16 protein-coding genes are annotated in these 17,292 nt (G+C 74.5%); 6 read left to right on the plus strand and 10 right to left on the minus strand.

Annotation, left to right across the window (positions count from 1 at the left end; genetic code table 11):
• Nucleotides 1-14: 14 nt before the first annotated feature.
• The 3 genes from AGRA3207_RS09110 to AGRA3207_RS09120 are packed head-to-tail and all read right to left on the minus strand — an operon-like array spanning nt 15 to nt 3,226.
• Nucleotides 15-863, minus strand: coding sequence for a fumarylacetoacetate hydrolase family protein (locus AGRA3207_RS09110; protein WP_231334124.1), 849 nt, complete (start codon nt 861-863; stop codon nt 15-17).
• The gene (locus tag AGRA3207_RS09115; RefSeq protein WP_231334125.1) at nt 864-1,766 is read right to left on the minus strand and encodes a 3,4-dihydroxyphenylacetate 2,3-dioxygenase; all 903 of its coding nucleotides are present in this window, start codon (nt 1,764-1,766) and stop codon (nt 864-866) included.
• Complete coding sequence (locus tag AGRA3207_RS09120; RefSeq protein WP_231334126.1) at nt 1,754-3,226, minus strand: aldehyde dehydrogenase; 1,473 nt, start codon at nt 3,224-3,226, stop codon at nt 1,754-1,756. Before AGRA3207_RS09120 ends, AGRA3207_RS09115 begins: the two co-directional genes overlap by 13 nt.
• 109 nt (nt 3,227-3,335) lie before the next feature.
• Here AGRA3207_RS09120 and AGRA3207_RS09125 point away from each other — a divergent pair, with 109 nt between their 5' ends.
• The 3 genes from AGRA3207_RS09125 (at nt 3,336) to AGRA3207_RS09135 (ending at nt 5,858) form a co-directional block, all read left to right on the plus strand.
• Nucleotides 3,336-4,808 (plus strand): aldehyde dehydrogenase, encoded by a 1,473-nt coding sequence (locus tag AGRA3207_RS09125; protein ID WP_231334127.1) that lies wholly within the window; start codon nt 3,336-3,338, stop codon nt 4,806-4,808.
• Complete coding sequence (locus AGRA3207_RS09130) at nt 4,805-5,503, plus strand: gamma-glutamyl-gamma-aminobutyrate hydrolase family protein (protein ID WP_231334128.1); 699 nt, start codon at nt 4,805-4,807, stop codon at nt 5,501-5,503. The genes AGRA3207_RS09125 and AGRA3207_RS09130 overlap by 4 nt, the downstream gene beginning before the upstream one ends.
• 91 nt (nt 5,504-5,594) lie before the next feature.
• Nucleotides 5,595-5,858, plus strand: coding sequence for a hypothetical protein (locus tag AGRA3207_RS09135; protein ID WP_231334129.1), 264 nt, complete (start codon nt 5,595-5,597; stop codon nt 5,856-5,858).
• A 10-nt stretch (nt 5,859-5,868) separates the two neighbouring features.
• On the opposite strand, the gene AGRA3207_RS09140 is transcribed toward AGRA3207_RS09135, so the two are convergent.
• Both AGRA3207_RS09140 and AGRA3207_RS09145 read right to left on the minus strand, forming a co-directional pair.
• Nucleotides 5,869-6,576 (minus strand): type 1 glutamine amidotransferase, encoded by a 708-nt coding sequence (locus AGRA3207_RS09140; RefSeq protein ID WP_231334130.1) that lies wholly within the window; start codon nt 6,574-6,576, stop codon nt 5,869-5,871.
• 58 nt (nt 6,577-6,634) lie between these two features.
• The gene (locus AGRA3207_RS09145; RefSeq protein WP_231334131.1) at nt 6,635-8,164 is read right to left on the minus strand and encodes an acetyl-CoA carboxylase carboxyltransferase subunit alpha/beta; all 1,530 of its coding nucleotides are present in this window, start codon (nt 8,162-8,164) and stop codon (nt 6,635-6,637) included.
• 117 nt (nt 8,165-8,281) lie between these two features.
• Here AGRA3207_RS09145 and AGRA3207_RS09150 point away from each other — a divergent pair, with 117 nt between their 5' ends.
• Nucleotides 8,282-9,697, plus strand: coding sequence for an amidase (locus AGRA3207_RS09150; protein ID WP_231334132.1), 1,416 nt, complete (start codon nt 8,282-8,284; stop codon nt 9,695-9,697).
• Here AGRA3207_RS09150 and AGRA3207_RS09155 read toward each other — a convergent pair.
• A complete protein-coding gene (locus tag AGRA3207_RS09155; RefSeq protein WP_231334133.1) occupies nt 9,694-11,019 on the minus strand; it encodes a HAMP domain-containing sensor histidine kinase in 1,326 nt (441 codons plus the stop codon). The genes AGRA3207_RS09150 and AGRA3207_RS09155 overlap by 4 nt on opposite strands.
• A 625-nt stretch (nt 11,020-11,644) precedes the next feature.
• On the opposite strand from AGRA3207_RS09155, the gene AGRA3207_RS09160 reads away from it, so the two are divergent.
• A complete protein-coding gene (locus AGRA3207_RS09160; protein WP_231334134.1) occupies nt 11,645-12,889 on the plus strand; it encodes a serine/threonine-protein kinase in 1,245 nt (414 codons plus the stop codon).
• A 13-nt stretch (nt 12,890-12,902) separates the two neighbouring features.
• On the opposite strand, the gene AGRA3207_RS09165 is transcribed toward AGRA3207_RS09160, so the two are convergent.
• Nucleotides 12,903-14,021 (minus strand): PP2C family protein-serine/threonine phosphatase, encoded by a 1,119-nt coding sequence (locus AGRA3207_RS09165; RefSeq protein WP_231334135.1) that lies wholly within the window; start codon nt 14,019-14,021, stop codon nt 12,903-12,905.
• Nucleotides 14,022-14,221: 200 nt separating this feature from the next.
• Between AGRA3207_RS09165 and AGRA3207_RS09170 the strand changes: the two genes are divergently transcribed.
• The gene (locus AGRA3207_RS09170; RefSeq protein ID WP_231334136.1) at nt 14,222-14,467 is read left to right on the plus strand and encodes a hypothetical protein; all 246 of its coding nucleotides are present in this window, start codon (nt 14,222-14,224) and stop codon (nt 14,465-14,467) included.
• Between the two features lie 37 nt (nt 14,468-14,504).
• Here the strand turns inward: AGRA3207_RS09170 and AGRA3207_RS09175 are convergent, their stop codons facing one another.
• From AGRA3207_RS09175 to AGRA3207_RS09185, 3 genes are read right to left on the minus strand one after another with little or no spacing between them, the layout of a single operon-like run.
• Nucleotides 14,505-14,981 carry a ribose-5-phosphate isomerase gene (locus tag AGRA3207_RS09175; RefSeq protein ID WP_231334137.1) on the minus strand — a complete coding sequence of 159 codons (477 nt, stop codon included), beginning with the start codon at nt 14,979-14,981 and terminating at the stop codon, nt 14,505-14,507.
• Nucleotides 14,982-15,024: 43 nt separating this feature from the next.
• Nucleotides 15,025-16,203: a hypothetical protein gene (locus AGRA3207_RS09180; protein ID WP_231334138.1), complete on the minus strand. Its 1,179-nt coding sequence runs from the start codon at nt 16,201-16,203 to the stop codon at nt 15,025-15,027.
• Nucleotides 16,204-16,248: 45 nt separating this feature from the next.
• Nucleotides 16,249-17,196 carry an ATP-binding protein gene (locus tag AGRA3207_RS09185; RefSeq protein WP_231334139.1) on the minus strand — a complete coding sequence of 316 codons (948 nt, stop codon included), beginning with the start codon at nt 17,194-17,196 and terminating at the stop codon, nt 16,249-16,251.
• Nucleotides 17,197-17,292: the final 96 nt, after the last annotated feature.

Genomic DNA, 17,292 nt, shown 5'->3' on the forward strand with positions numbered 1-17,292 from the left:
CCGTTCCGGTCGCCCTAGCGGCGCGGCGCCCGGATGCCCCGGAACTCCCAGTCGCCGCCGAAGGTCGTGGAGATGACCTCCTCGGACTCGGTCGGCTGCGCGCCGCAGTCGTCGCGGACCGGGACCGGCCCGGCGACGATGTGGTTGCGGAGCCGCCCGAGGCCCTCGGCCTCGACCTCGACGACGTCGCCGGGCTGGACGGGCCGGGAGTTGGCGGGCGTCCCCGACAGCAGCACGTCCCCCGGGTAGAGGGTGATCGTGCGGGCGATGTCGGCGACGAGGTAGTGCATGTCCCACTCCATCTCGTCGGTGCTGCCGTCCTGCACCAGCTCGCCGTTGACGTAGGTGCGCAGATACTTGCCGCGGAAGTCCCAGCCGGTGACGAGGCCGGGGCCGAGCGGGCACAGCGTGTCGGAGCCCTTGACGCGCAGCATCGAGCCGGCGTCGGTGTCGCGGAAGTCGTGCAGGCCGTAGTCGTTGGCGACCGTGTAGCCCGCGATGTAGTCGCCCGCCTCCTTCGGCGAGACGTTGCGCGCCGTCCGCCCGATGACGATCGCGATCTCGCCCTCGTAGTTGAGGTACTTGCACCGCTCGGGCCGGACGACCGCGCCGCCGTGCGCGTTCAGCGCCGAGATCGGCTTGTGGAAGAAGGTGGGCGCGGGCGGGAGCGAGGTCTGGAACTCCTCCACCCGGCTGCGGTGGTTGAGGTGCACCGCCACCACCTTGGACGGCTCGCACGGCGGCAGGTGGACGGCGTCCTCCGCGCGCACGCGCCGGCCGTCCGCGGCGACCAGCTCGTCACCGTCACGGATCACCTGCGTGGCGGCGCCCTCCAGGAGGATGCGCCGGTACTCGATCGTCACTTAGCTGGTCCATCCGTTCTCGGGGCGGTCGAACCAGATGTGCACCTGGCCGGTTCCGACGGAGTTCTCGTACTCGCTGTACAGGCGGCCGGGGGCCGTGCAGGCACGCTCCCCGAGGGCGCCGATCATCATGAGGTAGTGGCCGAAGCGGGCCTCCGGCTTGAAGGTCAGGAACTCCGGCATGGTGTCCAGGACCCGGGCGTGGTCACCGGCCTGCAGCCAGCGTATGCGCTCCTCGTCCGCGGCCCGCGCCTGCGGGGAGAAGATGTGCTCGGGCCCGGCCGCCTCGTGGTCGCGGATCACGCGCAGTGGCCAGAACGTGTGCGACAGGGCCCCGGAGGCGATCAGCAGGACGCGGCGGTCCGTGGCCGCGATCGCGTCGCCCAGGGCGCGTCCGAGGCGCAGGAAGTCCTCGGTGTCGGCGGTCTGGCACACGCCGATCGAGATCCACCGCTTGCCCGGGTCGCCGAGGTAGGGGTTGTCGCGCACGCCGAGATGCGTCCACAGGTTGACGGTCGCGTAGTAGATCGGCAGGTACGGGTCGTCGATCGGGGTGATGTACGTCCCGTGCTTGCCGGCGTAGTCGGCGACCGCGCGGGCCAGCTCCGGGTCACCGGGGATGTCGTACGGCATGCGGGACATGCCGCGCGGCAGTTCCTCGGACGTGTAGAGCCCGGCGCGGCGGTCGTGGGCCGTGGTGACGAACTCGACCGTGGTCGCCCAGTGGGAGTCCAGGAGGACCACGGTGTCGTAGTCGTCGCTTTCGAAGACGTCCTTGCGGAGCTTCTGGAGGCCCGGGACGAGGGTGGTGTCCTTGCCGTGGTTCAGCTCGCGCCGCGTCACCTCGGGGAGCACGATCGTGGGAACGTGCGCGAGGAGCCCCGCGCCTACTACCTCGCCCATGGCGCCGTCACCGTGTTCTTCAGGTCGCAGTAGAAGTCGAAGCTCCAGTCGCCGCCCTCCCGGCCGACCCCGGACTGGCGGGCCCCGCCGAAGGGTGCCTGGAGGTCGCGGACGAAGAAGCAGTTGACCCAGACGGTCCCGGCCACGAGCTGCCCGGTCACGCGCCGCGCGCGCTCTGGGTCGCCGGTGGCGAGGGTGGCCGCCAGGCCGAAGCGGGTGCCGTTCGCCATGGCGACGGCCTGGTCCTCGGTGTCGAACGTCTGGAGCGTCAGGACGGGGCCGAAGACCTCCTCGGTGAGGATCTCGGCGTTCTCCGGCGCGTCGGTGAAGAGGGTCGGACGGTAGTACAGGCCGCCCAGTTCGTCGTTCGGGCCGCCGCCGATCAGCGCGCGCGCCCCCGCGGCCTTGGCCCGCTGGACGAAGCCGTCCACGCGCTCCAGGTGCCGCCGGTGGATCTGCGGGCCGATGTCGGTCGTCTCCTCGCGGGGGTCGCCCTGCTTGATGCGGCCGGCCTTCTCGACGAACCGCCGGGTGAACTCGTCGGCGATGGACGACTCGACCAGCAGCCGGGTCGCGGCGAGGCAGACCTGCCCGGCGTTGTCGTACTGCTCCACCGCCAGGTCGACCGCGAGGTCGAGGTCGGCGTCGGCGAAGACGATCAGCGGCGACTTGCCGCCGAGCTCCAGCGACAGCGGCGTCAGGTTCGGCGCGGCGGACGCGGCGATGATCCGGGCCGTGGGCACCGACCCGGTGAAGCTGATCCGCTTGACGTCGGGATGCGCGGTCAGCGGGCCGCCGACCTCCGCCCCGTAGCCCTGGACGACGTTGAAGACCCCGTCCGGCAGCCCGGCCTCGGCCGTGATGCCGGCGAGGAGGGAGGCCGTCAGCGGCGTCCACTCGGCCGGCTTGAGGACGACCGTGTTCCCGGCCGCGAGCGCGGGCGCGATCTTCCAGGTGGCCAGCATCAGCGGGGCGTTCCACGGGGTGATCAGCGCGCAGACGCCCGCCGGGTCCCAGCTGACGTGGTTGGTGTGGCCGCGCGTCTCGAAGTCCTGGTGGCCGAGCTTGAGCAGCCAGTCGGCGAAGAAGCGGAAGTTGTGCGCGACGCGCGGCATGACGCCGCGGCGGTGCGAGCGGATCAGCGCGCCGTTGTCGGCGGTCTCGACCTGCGCCAGCTCCTCGATCCGCTTCTCCACGCCGTCCGCTATCGCGTGCAGGAGCCGGGCGCGCTCCTCCCGGCCGGTCCGGGCCCAGGCGGGGAAGGCCCGGCGCGCGGCCTCCACCGCGGCCTCGGCGTCCCGCGCCCCGCCCCGGGCGATCTCGGCGAGGGGCCGCTCGTCGATCGGGGAGACATCGGTGAACGTCGGCTGGGGCGCGGACGCGGAGCCGCCGGCCGACGCCACGCGCTCACCGCCGATCCAGTGCCCGGTTTCGACGGCGACGCCCGCGACTGTTGCCATCGGTGTGCACCTCCAGTTTGTTTGGTCCCAAATAATCTAGGAAGCGGGATGGCGGCGGTCAAGCCGTCCCGGCTAATGTTCGGGTTCAAACGACATTGGAGGAGGGTCGGTGACCGACGTCCCGTACGAAGAGTGGCGTGCCCGTGCCGACGGGCTCGCCCCGCACACCGGCCACCACGTCTACGGCGCGTTCCTGGACGGGCCCGTGACGAGCCCGGTCGTCGCGCCCCGCGACGGGCGGACGATCGCGCACGTCCCGTCCGCCGGGACGGCCGAGGTGGACGCCGCCGTCACCGCCGCGCGCCGCGCCTTCGACACCGGCCCCTGGCCCCGGCTGGCGCCCGCCGAGCGCAAGGCGGCCCTGCTGCGCTGGGCCGACCTCGTCGAGCGCGACCGCGAGACCCTCGCGCTGCTGGTCAGCCTGGAGATGGGCAAGCCGATCACCGACTCCTACGGGATCGAGCTGCGCGCGCTGATCAACTGCCTGCGCTGGTACGCCGAGGCCGCCGACAAGCAGCTGGACGAGGCGCCCCGCGGGTCCGCCTCGTCCCTCGCGCTGGTGACCCGCGAGCCGGTCGGCGTCGTCGCGGCGGTCGTCCCGTGGAACTTCCCGCTGACGATGGCGGCCTGGAAGATCGCCCCGGCGCTCGCGACCGGCTGCACGGTCGTGCTGAAGCCCGCCGAGGAGTCGCCGCTGTCGGCGCTGCACCTGGCCGCCCTGTCCGCCGAGGCGGGCCTCCCGCCGGGCGTGTTCAACGTCGTCAACGGGCCGGGCGAGGTGGCCGGGCGCGCGCTGGGCGAGCACCCGGACGTGGACGTGCTGGCGTTCACCGGCTCCACCGAGGTCGGCCGGCACTTCCTGCGCTACGCCGCCTCCTCCAACCTCAAGCGGGTGTGGCTGGAGCTGGGCGGCAAGTCCCCCAACATCATCCTGCCGGACGCGCCGGACCTGGACGCCGCCGCCGACACCGCCGCCTGGGGCATCTTCTTCAACGCGGGCGAGATGTGCACGGCGCCGTCGCGGCTGCTCGTCCACCGCTCGGTCGCGGGCCGCGTCCTGGACCGGATCGTGGCGCGGGCCGAGTCGCTGCGGGTGGGCGACCCGCTGGACCCGGCCACCGAGATGGGGCCGCTCGTCTCCGCCACCCACCACGCCCGGGTGATGGAGCACATCGAGGCGGCCCGCACCTCCGGCGCCCGGCTGCGCGCCGGGGCCCGCGCGGACGGCCCGTTCATCGCCCCCACGGTCTTCGACCAGGTCGAGCCGGGGATGCGGGTCGCCCGCGAGGAGATCTTCGGGCCGGTCCTGGCCGTCCTGGAGTTCGACGACCCGGGCGAGGCGGTCGCGCTCGCCAACGATACCGACTACGGCCTCGCCGCCGCCGTCTGGACCTCCGACCTGTCCACCGCGCACCGCGTCTCCCGCGCGCTGAAGGCGGGGACGGTCTGGGTCAACTGCTACGAGGAGGGCGACATGAGCGTCCCGTTCGGCGGCGTGAAGCAGTCCGGCCACGGGCGCGACAAGTCCCTGCACGCCCTGGACAAGTACACCGATCTGAAGACGACCTGGATCGAACTGTGAGGCCCCTGATCGCGATCCCCGCCCGCTTCTCCGCGAGCGCGTCCGCGCTGCGGTACGCGGCGGAGGTGGCGGCGCGCGCCCTGGTGGAGGCCGTCTACCGGGCGGGCGGCGAGCCGTTCGTCATGCACCCGGCCGCGCCGTTCGACCCGTCCCGGCTGGAACGGTGCGACGGCGTCCTGCTGCCGGGCGGCGGCGACCTGCACCCCCGCCACTACGGCGCGACGTCCGAGCACGAGGCCCTCTACGACGTGGACGAGGAGCAGGACGCCTTCGACCTCGCCCTCGCCTCCCACGTCCTGGAGACGGGCCTGCCCACGCTCGCGGTCTGCCGCGGGTTCCAGGTGGTGAACGCGGTGCTGGGCGGCGCGCTCAACCAGCACATGGAACGCGACCACCGGCACAAGGTCCACCCGGTGACCGTGACCCCCGGCAGCCTGCTCGCCAAGATCCTCGACAGCGAGGAGACCATGGCCTCCTGCTACCACCACCAGTCGACGGCGACGCTGGCCCCGGGGCTGACGCCCACCGCCCACGCCGGGGACGGGACGGTGGAGGCCGCCGAACTCGCCGATCCCCGCGGCTGGTTCCTGGCCGTGCAGTGGCATCCGGAGGACACCGCCGCGACGGACCGCTCGCAGCAGTCCCTTTTCCACGCGTTGGTCCGCGCCTCCGCCGGGGGCGGTCACCGACTGTAAGGGTTCGCCACGATGCGTGGCGTAGCCGATCTCTGACAGTATGTAATACAAGAAAGGCGTTGGAAACCCCAAAGACGGGACAGCTAACGACATGGCGGACACATTCGGGCGATGCAGGTTCTTCAAGATCGCGGCCTTCGTCCTCGGCGCGATCCTGTGCGGGCTCGGCCTCGCGGCCCTCGCCGCGCTGGCCCCCCGCGGCGGCCGGCACCGTCGGGCGCCCCGCCGGGAGCCCCGCCGCGTTCCCCACCGGGACCCCCGCCGCCAGATCGACGGCCACGGCCACGAGGTGACCGCGCCCCAGCCGGACGCGCGGCCGGCCTCCCAGTCCCAGTCCCAGGCCCAGTACGGCTAGAGGCGCACGGTCAGCGGTCGCCGGCCGCGACCCGGGTGAGGAAGGCGTCCACCAGGGCACGGGTGCGGCGGGCCGAGTCGGCCTCGGTCCGGCGGACCTCCTCCAGGACGGCGTCCGGGTCCACGCCCGCGGCGCGCATGTGGGCGTCGCCGCCGTGCCCGAGCCAGCATTCGAGCTCGAACGGCGTGATCTCCGGGTGGAACTGGAGTCCCATCGAGCGGCCGATGACGAACGCCTGGGAGCCGACGGCGGTCCGGGCGATCTCGACGGCGCCGGGCGGCAGGCGCCAGCGGTCGTAGTGGAACTGGAACCAGGGGCCGGGGGCGACCAGGGAGGGGTCGTCGGTCTCGACGTCCACCCAGCCCAGCTCGGGACGCGGCGCGCGCTCGACGGCGCCGCCCAGCGCGGCGGCGAGGGCCTGGCCGCCGAAGCAGACGCCGAGGACCGGGACCCCGGCGGCATGGGCCTTGCCGAGCATGGCCAGCTCGGGGGTCACCCAGGACGCGACACCGGGGTCGTTCACCGACCACGGCGATCCCATCGGGACGATCAGCCCGTAATCGAGCGGGTCGGGGAAGTCGAACTGCACGCCCGGCGCGTGGTGGTCCTCGGCGCTCACGACGAGGCGTTCGTCCAGGTCCCAGCCCAGCTCGGTCAAGCGCTCGCCCACGGGGCCGGCGAACGTCAGGTGGTCGTGCTTGATGAGCAGGGCGCGCACAGGGTTCCTCCTCGGGGGGCTCGTCACCAAAGATCGTACGTACCCAAACGAAATATGGTCAACGGGAAAGGGCCCGGTAGCGGGCGTGGCGGGCGTCACCCGCCCGCAGGCCGCCCAGCTCGCTCCCGATCGCGGCGGCGGCACGGCGGCAGAACGCCCCGGGCTCGTCGGCCGCGTCCGGGAGCTCGTCGACCAGCGCGTCGGCCAGGCCGCCGCGCAGGAGGTCGGCGGACCGGACGCCCTGGGCGGCGGCCACCTCCGGCGCCCTGTCCGGCGTCCGGTGGACGATCAGGGACGCGCCCTCGGGCGGGAGCGGGGCCAGCCAGCCGTGCCGGGCCACGAGGACGCGGTCGGCCGGGAGGAGGGCCAGCGCGGCGCCGCCCGTCCCCTCGCCGAGCAGCAGGCACAGCGTCGGCGCGGGCAGGGTGATCAGGTCGGCCAGGCACCGGGCGATCTCACCGGCCAGCCCGCCCTCCTCCGCCTCGGCCGACAGCGCCGCGCCCGGCGTGTCCACGACCGTCACGAGCGGCAGGCCCACCTCGGCCGCCAGCCGCATGCCGCGCCGGGCGACGCGGAGCCCGGCGGGCCCGAGGGGATGGCCGCCGCGCTGGCTCAGCCGGTCCTGCGCGACGATGACGCAGGGCGCGCCGCCGAAGCGGGCGAGGGCCAGGAGCAGGCCGGGATCGGCCTCGCCCTCCCCCGTCCCGGACAGCGGGGTGACGGCGGTCGCACCGAGGCGCAGCAGGTCCCGGGCGCCGGGGCGGCCGGGACGGCGCGACCGCTCGATCGAGTCCCACGCCGTGCCGCCCGACGATGCCGTGCCGCCCGGAGAAGGCGCCGACGCGGGCGGGGACGCCGCCAGGGTCGCGGGTGGGCCCGGCGCCCGTCCGGAACGCGGAGAGCGCGACGGCCCCGCGCACAGGACGTCCAGGGCGTCCGAGGCCACGGAGGCGAGGTCGTCGAGGCCGACCACGGCGTCCAGCAGGCCCTTGGCGGCGAGGTTCTCGGCGACCTGGACCCCCGCCGGGAACGGCTCGCCGCGCAGCCCCTCGTAGACGCGGGGGCCGAGGAAGCCGATGAGCGCGCCCGGCTCCGCCGCGGTCACGTGCCCGAGCGACCCCCAGGACGCGTAGACCCCGCCGGTCGTCGGATGGCGCAGGTAGACCAGGTAGGGCAGCCCGGCCGCGCGGTGCGCCGTCACCGCGGCGGTGACGCGCGCCATCTGGACGAACGCCGCCGTGCCCTCCTGCATCCGCGTCCCGCCCGAGGCGGGGGCGGCCAGCAGCGGCAGGCCCTCGGCGGTGGCGCGCGCGACGGCGGCGACGATCCGGTCGGCGGTGGCGAGGCCGATCGAGCCCGCCAGGAACCGGAACTCCGACACGACGAACGCCACCCGGCGGCCGCGCAGCCGCCCGGCACCGGTGAGGACGGCCTCGTCGCAGCCGCTGCGCCCCCGCGCGGCGGCGAGGTCGCCCTCGTAGGCGGAACCCGGTTCGGCGACGGCCGCCGGGGCGGTGTCCCAGGAGGTCCATTCGCCGCCGTCCAGCACGCGGCGCAGCAGGCCGCGCGCGCCGACCCGTCCCGTCACCGGCCCCCCTCCGTCACCTCGGGCAGCGTCCAGGCTGCATGATGTTCCTCCCTGCATGATGACGCCGTCACCGGACGGCCGGGCACCCCGGGTGCCCCTCGGGGAAGGGGAGGCTCCTTGCCGAACGAGATCCACTACCTCTCGGCGCGCGGGCTGGCGCGGCGGCTGCGCGCCCGGGAACTGTCGGCGCGCGAGGTCGTCCAAGCGCATCTCGACCGGATCGAGACGACGAACCCGCACGTCAACGCCGTGGTCACGCTGGTCGCCGAGAGGGCGCTGGAGCAGGCGCGCGAGGCCGACGAGCGGCTGGCGTCCGGCGCCGAACCCGGGCCGCTGCACGGCCTGCCGGTCGCGCACAAGGACACCCACGCCACCGCGGGCATCCGGACGACGTCCGGCTCCCCCGTCTTCGCCGACCACGTGCCCCCGGCCGACGAGCTGGTCATCGAGCGGATGCGCGCCGCCGGGGTCATCACGCTCGGCAAGACCAACGTGCCGGAGTTCGCCGCCGGGTCGCACACGTTCAACCCGCTCTTCGGCGTGACCCGCAACCCCTACGACCTGTCGCGGTCGGCGGGCGGGAGCAGCGGCGGCGCCGCCGCGGCGCTGGCGGCCGGGATGCATCCGCTGGCGGACGGCAGCGACATGGGCGGCTCGCTGCGCAACCCGGCCTCCTTCTGCAACGTCGTCGGATTCCGCCCGTCGCCCGGCCGGGTGCCGTCCTGGCCGGTGCCGGCGGGCTGGTCGACGATGGGCGTGCAGGGGCCGATGGCCCGCGAGGTCGCGGACGTGGCGCTGCTGCTGTCGGTGCTCGCCGGGCCCGACCCGCGCAGCCCGATCGCGCTGGAGACGCCCGGCTCCGCGTTCGGCGTCCCCCTCGGCGGCGACCTCGCGGGGCTGCGCCTGGCCTGGTCGCCCGACCTCGGCGGGCGGGTCCCGGTCGACCCGGCCGTCACCGCCGTCCTCGGACCGGCCGCCGAGGTCTTCGCCGGCCTCGGGGCCACGGTCGAGGAGGCGTGCCCCGACCTCTCCGGCGCGGACGAGGTGTTCCGGACGCTGCGGGCCTGGCAGTTCGAGCTCTCCCTCGGCCCGCTGCTGGAGGCGTGCCCGGACGACCTCAAGCCCGCGCTCCGCGAGAACATCGAGGCCGGGCGCGCCCTCCGGGGCGGCGACGTCGGGCGCGCCGAGGTGCTGCACACGGCGCTGTTCCACCGCGTCCGCGAGTTCTTCGGGCGCTACGACGCGCTGCTGCTGCCGGTCAGCCAGGTGCCGCCGTTCGACGCGTCCGCCGAGTACCCGGACGAGATCGCCGGGCGGCCGATGCCCGACTACCTGGAGTGGATGCGGTCCTGCTACCTCGTCTCGGCGACCGGATGCCCCGCCCTGTCGGTGCCCGCCGGGTTCACCGCGGACGGGCTGCCGGTCGGCCTGCAGATCGTCGGCCCGCACCGCGCGGACCTCGCCGTCCTGCGGATCGGCCATGTGTTCGAGCAGGCCACCGGCCACGGGCTGCGCCGGCCCGTCCTGCCCTAGCGCCCGCTCTCAGGCGCAGGCGCGAGGGGGAGGCGGAGGATGAGGCGCGCGCCGCCGCCGTCGGCGGCGACCAGGGTGCCGCCGTGGGACTGCGCGATGTCGCGGGAGATCGTGAGGCCGAGGCCGGTGCCGCCGCGGTCGCGCCTGCGGCCCTCCGCCAGCCGGTGGAACCGCCAGAAGACGCGCTCGCGGTCCTCGGGCGGGATGCCCGCCCCGTCGTCGGCGACCACCACCACCGCCTCCCCGTCCTCGGCCGCCGCGGTCACCCGGACCAGCGAGGCCGCGTGCCGCTCGGCGTTGTCGAGCAGGTTCGTCAGCAGCCTGACCATGTGGTCACGGTCGGCGAGGACCACGATGCCCTCCGCGGCCTCGACCTCGACCGGCACGCGGCGGACGCGCCGGGCCGCCTCCGCGGCCGCCAGCGTGCCGAGGTCCACCCGCTCCCGCTCGGCGGGCACGCCCGCGCTGAGCTTGGCGAGTATCAGCAGGTCGGTCACGATGCCCTGGAGCCGGTCGGCCTCGCCCAGCGCCGCCCGGGCCACCGAGGGCCAGTCCTCGTCCTCGGGGTGCTCCAGCGCCACCTCCAGCTGGGCGCGCAGCCCGGCCAGCGGGCTGCGCAGCTCGTGCGAGACGTCCGCGACGAACCCGCGCTGGCGGACCACGACGTCCTCCAGCCGGCCCAGCGTCACGTTCACCGCCCGGGCGAGGTCGGAGACCTCGTCGACCGGGTCGGGGACGGTGACGCGGCGGTCGGTGTCGCCGCCGGTGATGTCGGCCAGCTCCCCGCGCATCTCGCGCACCGGGCGCAGCGCCCGCCGTACCGCGGTCGCCACGATCCACGCGACCGCCGCGGTGGCGAGCAGCACCGCGGCGGCGAGCGCGGCGACGAAGAAGTTCTTGTTGCGGGTCAGCTCGGTGATCGGCGCGCCGGCGTGCACCGTGCGGAGCCCGGCCGGGCCGCGCACCCGCTCGCTGACCACGTAGACGTCGGCCGCCACGCCCGGGACGTGCAGGGTCCGGGCCACCGGCCGGTCGGGCACGGCGGGCACCGGCACGTCCAGGGCGGGGCGGCCGCGCATCGCGTCGCTCGACGCGATCACCCTTCCCCGCTCGTCCACGACCTGGAGCAGGGAGAAGTCGGCGTCCTGGACGGGCAGGACGCCGTGCGGGTCCCCGCCGCGGACGATCATGGACACGTCGGAGACGGCCAGGACGCCCCGGGTGCGCAGCTCCTCGAAGACCGTGTGCCGGACGGCCTGGTAGAGGAGGGTCACCCCGACGACGAGGAGGACGCCGACGATCAGGGTCGCGACGACGGTCACGCGGGTCCGCACCGACCAGCACGAGGGTGACAGCGTTCTCCCCAGAATCGGCACCCCGGCGCCCCTCCCCCTTTCCCGGCGCGCGCGGCGGCCGGCGCCGCGCCACGACCCAGCGCCTGGGGGGAATGCGCAAAGTGGTTCTTACCTGGCCCTGCCTGGTGAAACCTCACGGGCCGGTGGACCGGGCGAGCGTCGCCGGTGACCGGAACGGGCCGTGCCGCACCGTCCCGGTCATCCGGCGGTCCCCGCTGTAAGAGCGCCCCGAACGGCGGGGACGACGAGCGCGGAACTCGCAATCCCCATACTGGTGCGCAATACCTACTAAGTCAATAGGATTAACCGGGAAAAGACCCGCCTTCCGGACCGATGCCCGCGCGGGCCGGCGCCTCCCACCCCTGGGGTGCCGTCCGCGCGGACATCGCTTTCGGTGCCGGCGGCCGCCCGCCCCCGCGCCGAGAGGAATCGGCGGGGCCGGGTCCGCTGCCGGATCCCCCACTCTGCCGTCCTTCGGTGCACTCACGGCCACATCCGCGTGACGTAGGCGTTTCCACTGTTGGTGCTACATCCCGCCATACTTTGCCCTCGATCGGGGATGGACGGACGGAAGCGACACAAGGGACATTCCATGAACGGTGACATCCGGCCGCTCGAACCGGCCGATCCCCGCACGGTCGGCGGGCACACGCTGCTGGGGAGGCTCGGGTCGGGCGGCATGGGCACCGTCTACCTCGGCGCCGACCCGGCGTCCGGGGGCCGTGTCGCCGTCAAGACCATCCACCCGCATCTGGCCGACGATCCGTCTTACCGCCGCCGTTTCCGCGACGAGGCCGACCTCGCCGGACGCGTCGCCTCGTTCTGCACCGCCCGCGTCCTCGCCCACGGCGAGGAGGACGGGCGCCCCTACCTCGTCACCGACTACGTCGGCGGCGTCTCCCTGCGCCACCGCCTGGCCGGGGGCGGGCCGCTCCCGCCCGGGGACCTGCACGGCGTCGCCGTCGGGGTGGCCTCGGCTCTGGCGGCGATCCACGCGGCCGGGCTCGTCCACCGCGACCTCAAGCCCTCCAACGTGATGCTGACCCTGTCCGGCTGCCGCGTCATCGACTTCGGCATCGCCCGCAGCCAGGACTCCTGCGGCACGACCGCCGCCACCGGGACGGTGCTCGGCACCCCCGGCTGGATGGCGCCCGAGGTGCTCGTCGGGGGCCCCTCGACCCCGGCCGCCGACATCTTCGCCTGGGGTTGCCTCATCGCCCACGCCGGCACCGGCCGCCTCCCGTTCGGCGGCGACGCCGCGTCCCTGCGGACGGCGACCGGGCAGCCGGACCTCGCGGGCCTCCCCGGGCCGCTGCTGCCCAGCGTCCGCGCCGCGCTCGCCAAGCACCCGGCCGACCGTCCGTCCGCGTCCGACCTGTTGCTGGCGCTGGTCGAGCAGGGGCACCACGGGCCCGTGACCGCCCCTCCGGTCCCGGCGAGAGCCGCGGGCATCGCGGGCGTCGCATCGCGGGCGTCCGCCCGGGCCACTCAGCCGGACCTTCCCGGCGACGACGGTGCCACCAAGGCGTTCACGCCGATCGGGCTGGGGCTGACAGAGGCCCTGTCGTCCACCCGCACCCGGTTGCTGGCCGGTGTCGGCGCGGCGGCCGGGACGGTCCTGCTGGGGGCCATCGTCCTCGGGCTGATGGAGGGCAGGCAGGCACCCGGCCCCCCGCCCGCCCCGTCCATCCCGTCCGGCCCGGGCGTGTCCGCGCAGCCCACGAAGAAGGCGGGGGCGGCGCACCCCCGCACGGTCACGAAGTCGCCCCGGCCGAAGCAGAAGAAGCAGAAGGGAAAACAGGCGAAGCGCGGCAAGCCGAAGGGGCGGCACCGCTGATACCGGCGCGGGATCAGGTGCGCCAGATGAGCACGAGCGCGCAGTCGTCGTCGCGGGCCGCGGCCATCGTCTCCACCAGCTCCCGCGCGCCGTGGGCGAAGCCGCGCGGGACGAGCCGCTCCGCCTCGCCGAGCAGCCGGTCGATGCCCGCGTCCAGGTCGCTGCCCGGCGACTCCACCAGCCCGTCGGTGTAGAGCAGCAGCGCGTCGCCGGGACGGAGCTGCCCCTTCTCGGGCACGCAGCGCAGGTCGGGGACGACGCCGAGGACCACGCCCTTGGCCGGGCTGACCTTCCACTCCCCCGTCGCGGCGTCGAACTGCACCGCCGGGGGATGCCCGGCGGACTCGACCGTGTACTCGCCCGTGTCCAGGTCGACGACGACGTGCACCGCGGTGACGAACCCCTCGTCCCAGCGCTGACGTTGCAGGTAGCCGTTGCAGGCGGGCAGGAACCGATCGGCTTGGATCGATCCAAGAAGGCCCCCGAACGCACCGGACAGCATCAGTGCCCTCGTGCCGGCGTCCGTGCCCTTCCCCGAGACGTCGACCAGCGCGACCTCCAGCGAGGACCCGTCACAGGTCGAGACCACGAAGTCACCGCCGAACGAGGACCCGCCGGCCTGGAGCATCACGACCTGGGAGTCCCAGCCGTCCGGCAGGTCGGGCATCTCGCCCTGGCGGAGCAGCCGCTCGCGCAGCTCCAGCAGCATCGAGTCGCCCCGCAGGCCCTGGACGCCGAGCTTCTGCCGGGTGCGCGCCAGCGTCAGCGCCAGCACCGTCGTGATCACCAGGGTCGCGATCATGCCGGGCCCGATCGCGGCGATGTCGTGCCAGGCGTCGTAGGCCACCATCGCCACGACCACGCACAGCAGCGCGACCAGGCTGCGCACCCGCAGCAGGAGACCGCCGCCGAGCACGATGAGCACCAGGGCGCCGGACGGCGCGAGCCCGCGGGTGTCGGTGGCCGCCGTCACGCCCAGCACGATCGCGAGGATCGCGAGCGCGGCGAACACGTACCGCTCCCTGGTCAGCTTCCCCCGCCGCAGCCACCGGTACAGGCCCACCAGGACGGGGATCCTGCGCAGGACGGCGCGCACTCTCGGCGGCAGAAGGTGCACCAGTCGTTGAAGCATGACTCCGGCACTGTACCGACCCGCGGCTCCGGCGGGCGGGCATCCGCGCCAGGGCCGCCCCGTTGCATCGCTCCAGCCACGTGACATGGACCACCTGGTGAGGGGCCGGAACCCGCCGGGATGGTGTCCAATGGAAACGGGAACATGACCAGGCAGACCGGCCCGCGGGCGGGTCTTCCCGAGGCGCGAGGAGGCGGCACATGGGCCAGGCGGGCATGCGCATCACGGTGGACGCGGCGATGCGGGCGCGGGACATCTCGCGTCCCCGGCCCGCGGGCACCGAGCCCGCGGGGACCGGCCGGGGCGACCGCCCGTCCGAGCCCGCAGGCCCTGCGACGGCCGCCGGTACCGCGGGCGCGAGGAACGGCAAGGCCGCCAAGAACGAGCGGCGCCGTCTCGGCAAGCGCGGCGGTACCCGTAAGCCCGCGGTGGACGGCGGCGCCTGACGCCCCGCGCCCGGGCCGCCGTCCCGTCCGTCCGGCGTCAGCCCCCCGACGGGAGCGGCGGGAGCTTGCCCGAGGTCTCGTACTCGCCGAGCATCTCGATCCGGCGCGTGTGGCGCGGCTCCCCCGAGTAGGGCGTGCCGAGGAACAGCTCGACGAAACGGGTCGCGGTCGCGGCGTCGTGCTGCCGGGCGCCCAGGCTGATGACGTTGGCGTCGTTGTGCTGCCGGGCGAGCGTCGCGGTGTCCTCGTTCCACACGAGGGCGGCGCGGACGCCCCGCACCTTGTTCGCGGCGATCGCCTCGCCGTTGCCGGAGCCGCCGAGCACGATCCCGAGCGTCCCGGGCTCGGCGGCGGTCCGCTCGGCGGCCCGCAGCACGAACGGCGGGTAGTCGTCGACCGCGTCGTACTCGAACGCCCCGCAGTCGACGGGCTCGTGCCCGTTCGCCCGCAGCCAGGAGACGAGGTGCTCCTTCAGTTCGAAACCGGCATGGTCGGATCCCAGGAAGACGCGCATGGCGCCGATTCTCGCAGGTGGCCGGGGGCGGTGCGCGACGGGGTCAGCGGGGCGGCGCCAGCGGCCGGTCGTCGTCGGGCCCGTGGCCCGCCCCGGCCTCGCCGCCGGGCGCGTCGTCCTCGGTCCCGTCGGCCGCCGTCTCCGCCTCGGTCCGCGGCCGGTCAGCCGCTTCGGCGGGTTCCGCCGGTTCCGCCGGCTCGTCCTGCCGGGGCGCCTCAGCGGGTTCGGCCGCGTCGTCGTCGGCGGGCGGCGCGGGGGTGGGCACGGGAGGCGACGGCGCCTGCGCGGCGGGAGGCGGCGCGGACGGCTGGAACTGCTGCTGAGGGGCGCCGGGCCCAGGCTGCGGCGGTACGGGCGCGCCCGGATACTGCGGAGCCTGGGGCGGGAGCGGCGCGCCGGCCCACTGCGGCTGCTGCGGTCCCGGCGGCGGGACGTACGGGACGGCGGCCGGATGCTGCGGAGGCAGCCCCTGCCCGGCGTGCGGTGACGGCGCCATCGGCATGCCCGGCTGCATCTGGCCCGGCTGCATGTGCGCGCCCGACTGCATCTGCCCCTGGTGCATCCGGCCCGGCTGCATCTGCGGCTGCGGCGGCTGCGCGCCAGGCAGCAGGTGCGCGCCCGAGTGCCCCGGCGCGCCGTACGGCACGGGCCCGCCCGGCGGGAGCACCGGGCCGGGCACGGGCTGCTGGACGTGGTCGGCGGGCCGGGTGAGCAGGAAGCCCACCAGCGCGCCGATCCCGGGCAGCCAGCCGTACGCCAGGCCGAAGCTCGCGCCGTGGCTCATGGTGTTCCAGATCGTGCGGCCGGTCTCGGCCCCGCCGGGGAGGTCCAGGCTCCAGTCGATCAGCACGCCGAGGACGATGCCGGACAGCCCGCCCGCGACGACCGTGGCCCACCATCCGGCCACCACCGCGCCGAACAGCCCCCGGCGCGGCTCGACCGGCCGGGAGGCCGCCAGCGCGAGCAGCGCCAGCAGGACGAAGAAGAGCAGCGTCCCGAAGTCGACCGCGAAGATGAACTTGCCGGGTGCGTGGACGCCGCCGCCGGTGAGGCGCCACTGCGGGAACTGGAACCAGCTGACCAGCGGGCCGATGCCCTCGTCGTACTCGAAGTCGCTCTTGCGGATCGCGTCGATGACCCACTGGTTGTTGAACAGCAGGGTGAGCAGGAGCACGGGGGCCAGCGCGCCGCCCGCCATCACGAACATCCGCCGCGTCGTCATGGCGGGCAGGTTAGTGAAGATCGTCGGCCGACGGTAGGGCCCTCATCACCGCGCGTACGCGACCGGGAAGCGGAACCCCGGGTCGACCTGCGTCTCCAGGTCCTCGCCCGCCGCCTTGCTCGCCCAGCTGCGCGCGTTCTTGACGTGGAACTCCACGGCCTGCCGCTGGAACTTCTCCCAGTCCTTGACGCGCGTGTCGACCTCGGCGAGCATCCGCGCGAGGGCCGCCTCGTTCGCCTCCTCCAGCGCGACGCCGCGGCGCCCCTGCTCCAGGGCGCGGACGGACGCGGACTGGCCGAGCCAGGTCAGCAGGTCGTCCCCGACGTGCCGGCGCAGGTAGGCGACGTCGTCCTCGCTCTGGACCTTGTTGCCGACGACGCGGATGGCGACGTCGTAGTCGCGGGCGTACTCGGTGTACTGGCGGTACACGCCGACACCCTTGCGGGTGGGCTCGGCGACCAGGAACATCAGGTCGAACCGCGTGAACAGCCCGGAGGCGAACGTGTCGGCCCCGGCCGTCATGTCGACCACGACGTACTCGCCGGGCTCGTCGGTGAGGTGGTTGAGGTAGAGCTCCACCGCGCCGGTCTTGGAGTGGTAGCAGGCGACGCCGAGGTCGTCGTCGTTGAACGGGCCGGTGGCGAGCAGCGTGACGCCGTCCGCCTCGTGCGCCAGGGCGTGCAGCGGGTCGTCGCCGCGGAAGCGCAGGAGCCGCGACCCCTCGCCGGGCGGCGTGGTCTTGACCATCGCGCTCGCGGACGAGATGCGGGGGTTGTCGCCGCGCAGGTACTCCTTGATCTCGGCGAGGTGGTCGCCGAGGGCCGGGATCGTGGCGGCGCGCTCCTCGTCGAGGCCGAGGGCCACGCCGAGGTGCTGGTTGATGTCGGCGTCGATGGCCACCACGGGCAGTCCGCGGCCGGCCAGATGCCGCACGAACAGCGACGACAGGGTCGTCTTGCCGCTGCCGCCCTTGCCGACGAACGCAACCTTCACGTATGCCTCAATTCGGAGATGATAACCGTTGCCACTTTCAGTGGTCGTCCCGAGTGTGGCAAGGCGCGCGGGGCCGCGCAAGCAGAAACCCCGAAC

The organism is Actinomadura graeca (assembly GCF_019175365.1).
GTDB lineage: Bacteria > Actinomycetota > Actinomycetes > Streptosporangiales > Streptosporangiaceae > Spirillospora > Spirillospora graeca.

Excerpts from the sequence above, each read along its gene's own strand:
- AGRA3207_RS09115 (WP_231334125.1), bottom strand. The coding sequence starts at position 1,766 with ATGGGCGAGGTAGTAGGCGCGGGGCTCCTCGCGCACGTTCCCACGATC.
- AGRA3207_RS09120 (WP_231334126.1), bottom strand. The coding sequence starts at position 3,226 with ATGGCAACAGTCGCGGGCGTCGCCGTCGAAACCGGGCACTGGATCGGC.
- AGRA3207_RS09135 (WP_231334129.1), top strand. The coding sequence starts at position 5,595 with ATGGCGGACACATTCGGGCGATGCAGGTTCTTCAAGATCGCGGCCTTC.
- AGRA3207_RS09160 (WP_231334134.1), top strand. The coding sequence starts at position 11,645 with ATGAACGGTGACATCCGGCCGCTCGAACCGGCCGATCCCCGCACGGTC.
- AGRA3207_RS09165 (WP_231334135.1), bottom strand. The coding sequence starts at position 14,021 with ATGCTTCAACGACTGGTGCACCTTCTGCCGCCGAGAGTGCGCGCCGTC.
- AGRA3207_RS09170 (WP_231334136.1), top strand. The coding sequence starts at position 14,222 with ATGGGCCAGGCGGGCATGCGCATCACGGTGGACGCGGCGATGCGGGCG.
- AGRA3207_RS09175 (WP_231334137.1), bottom strand. The coding sequence starts at position 14,981 with ATGCGCGTCTTCCTGGGATCCGACCATGCCGGTTTCGAACTGAAGGAG.
- AGRA3207_RS09180 (WP_231334138.1), bottom strand. The coding sequence starts at position 16,203 with ATGACGACGCGGCGGATGTTCGTGATGGCGGGCGGCGCGCTGGCCCCC.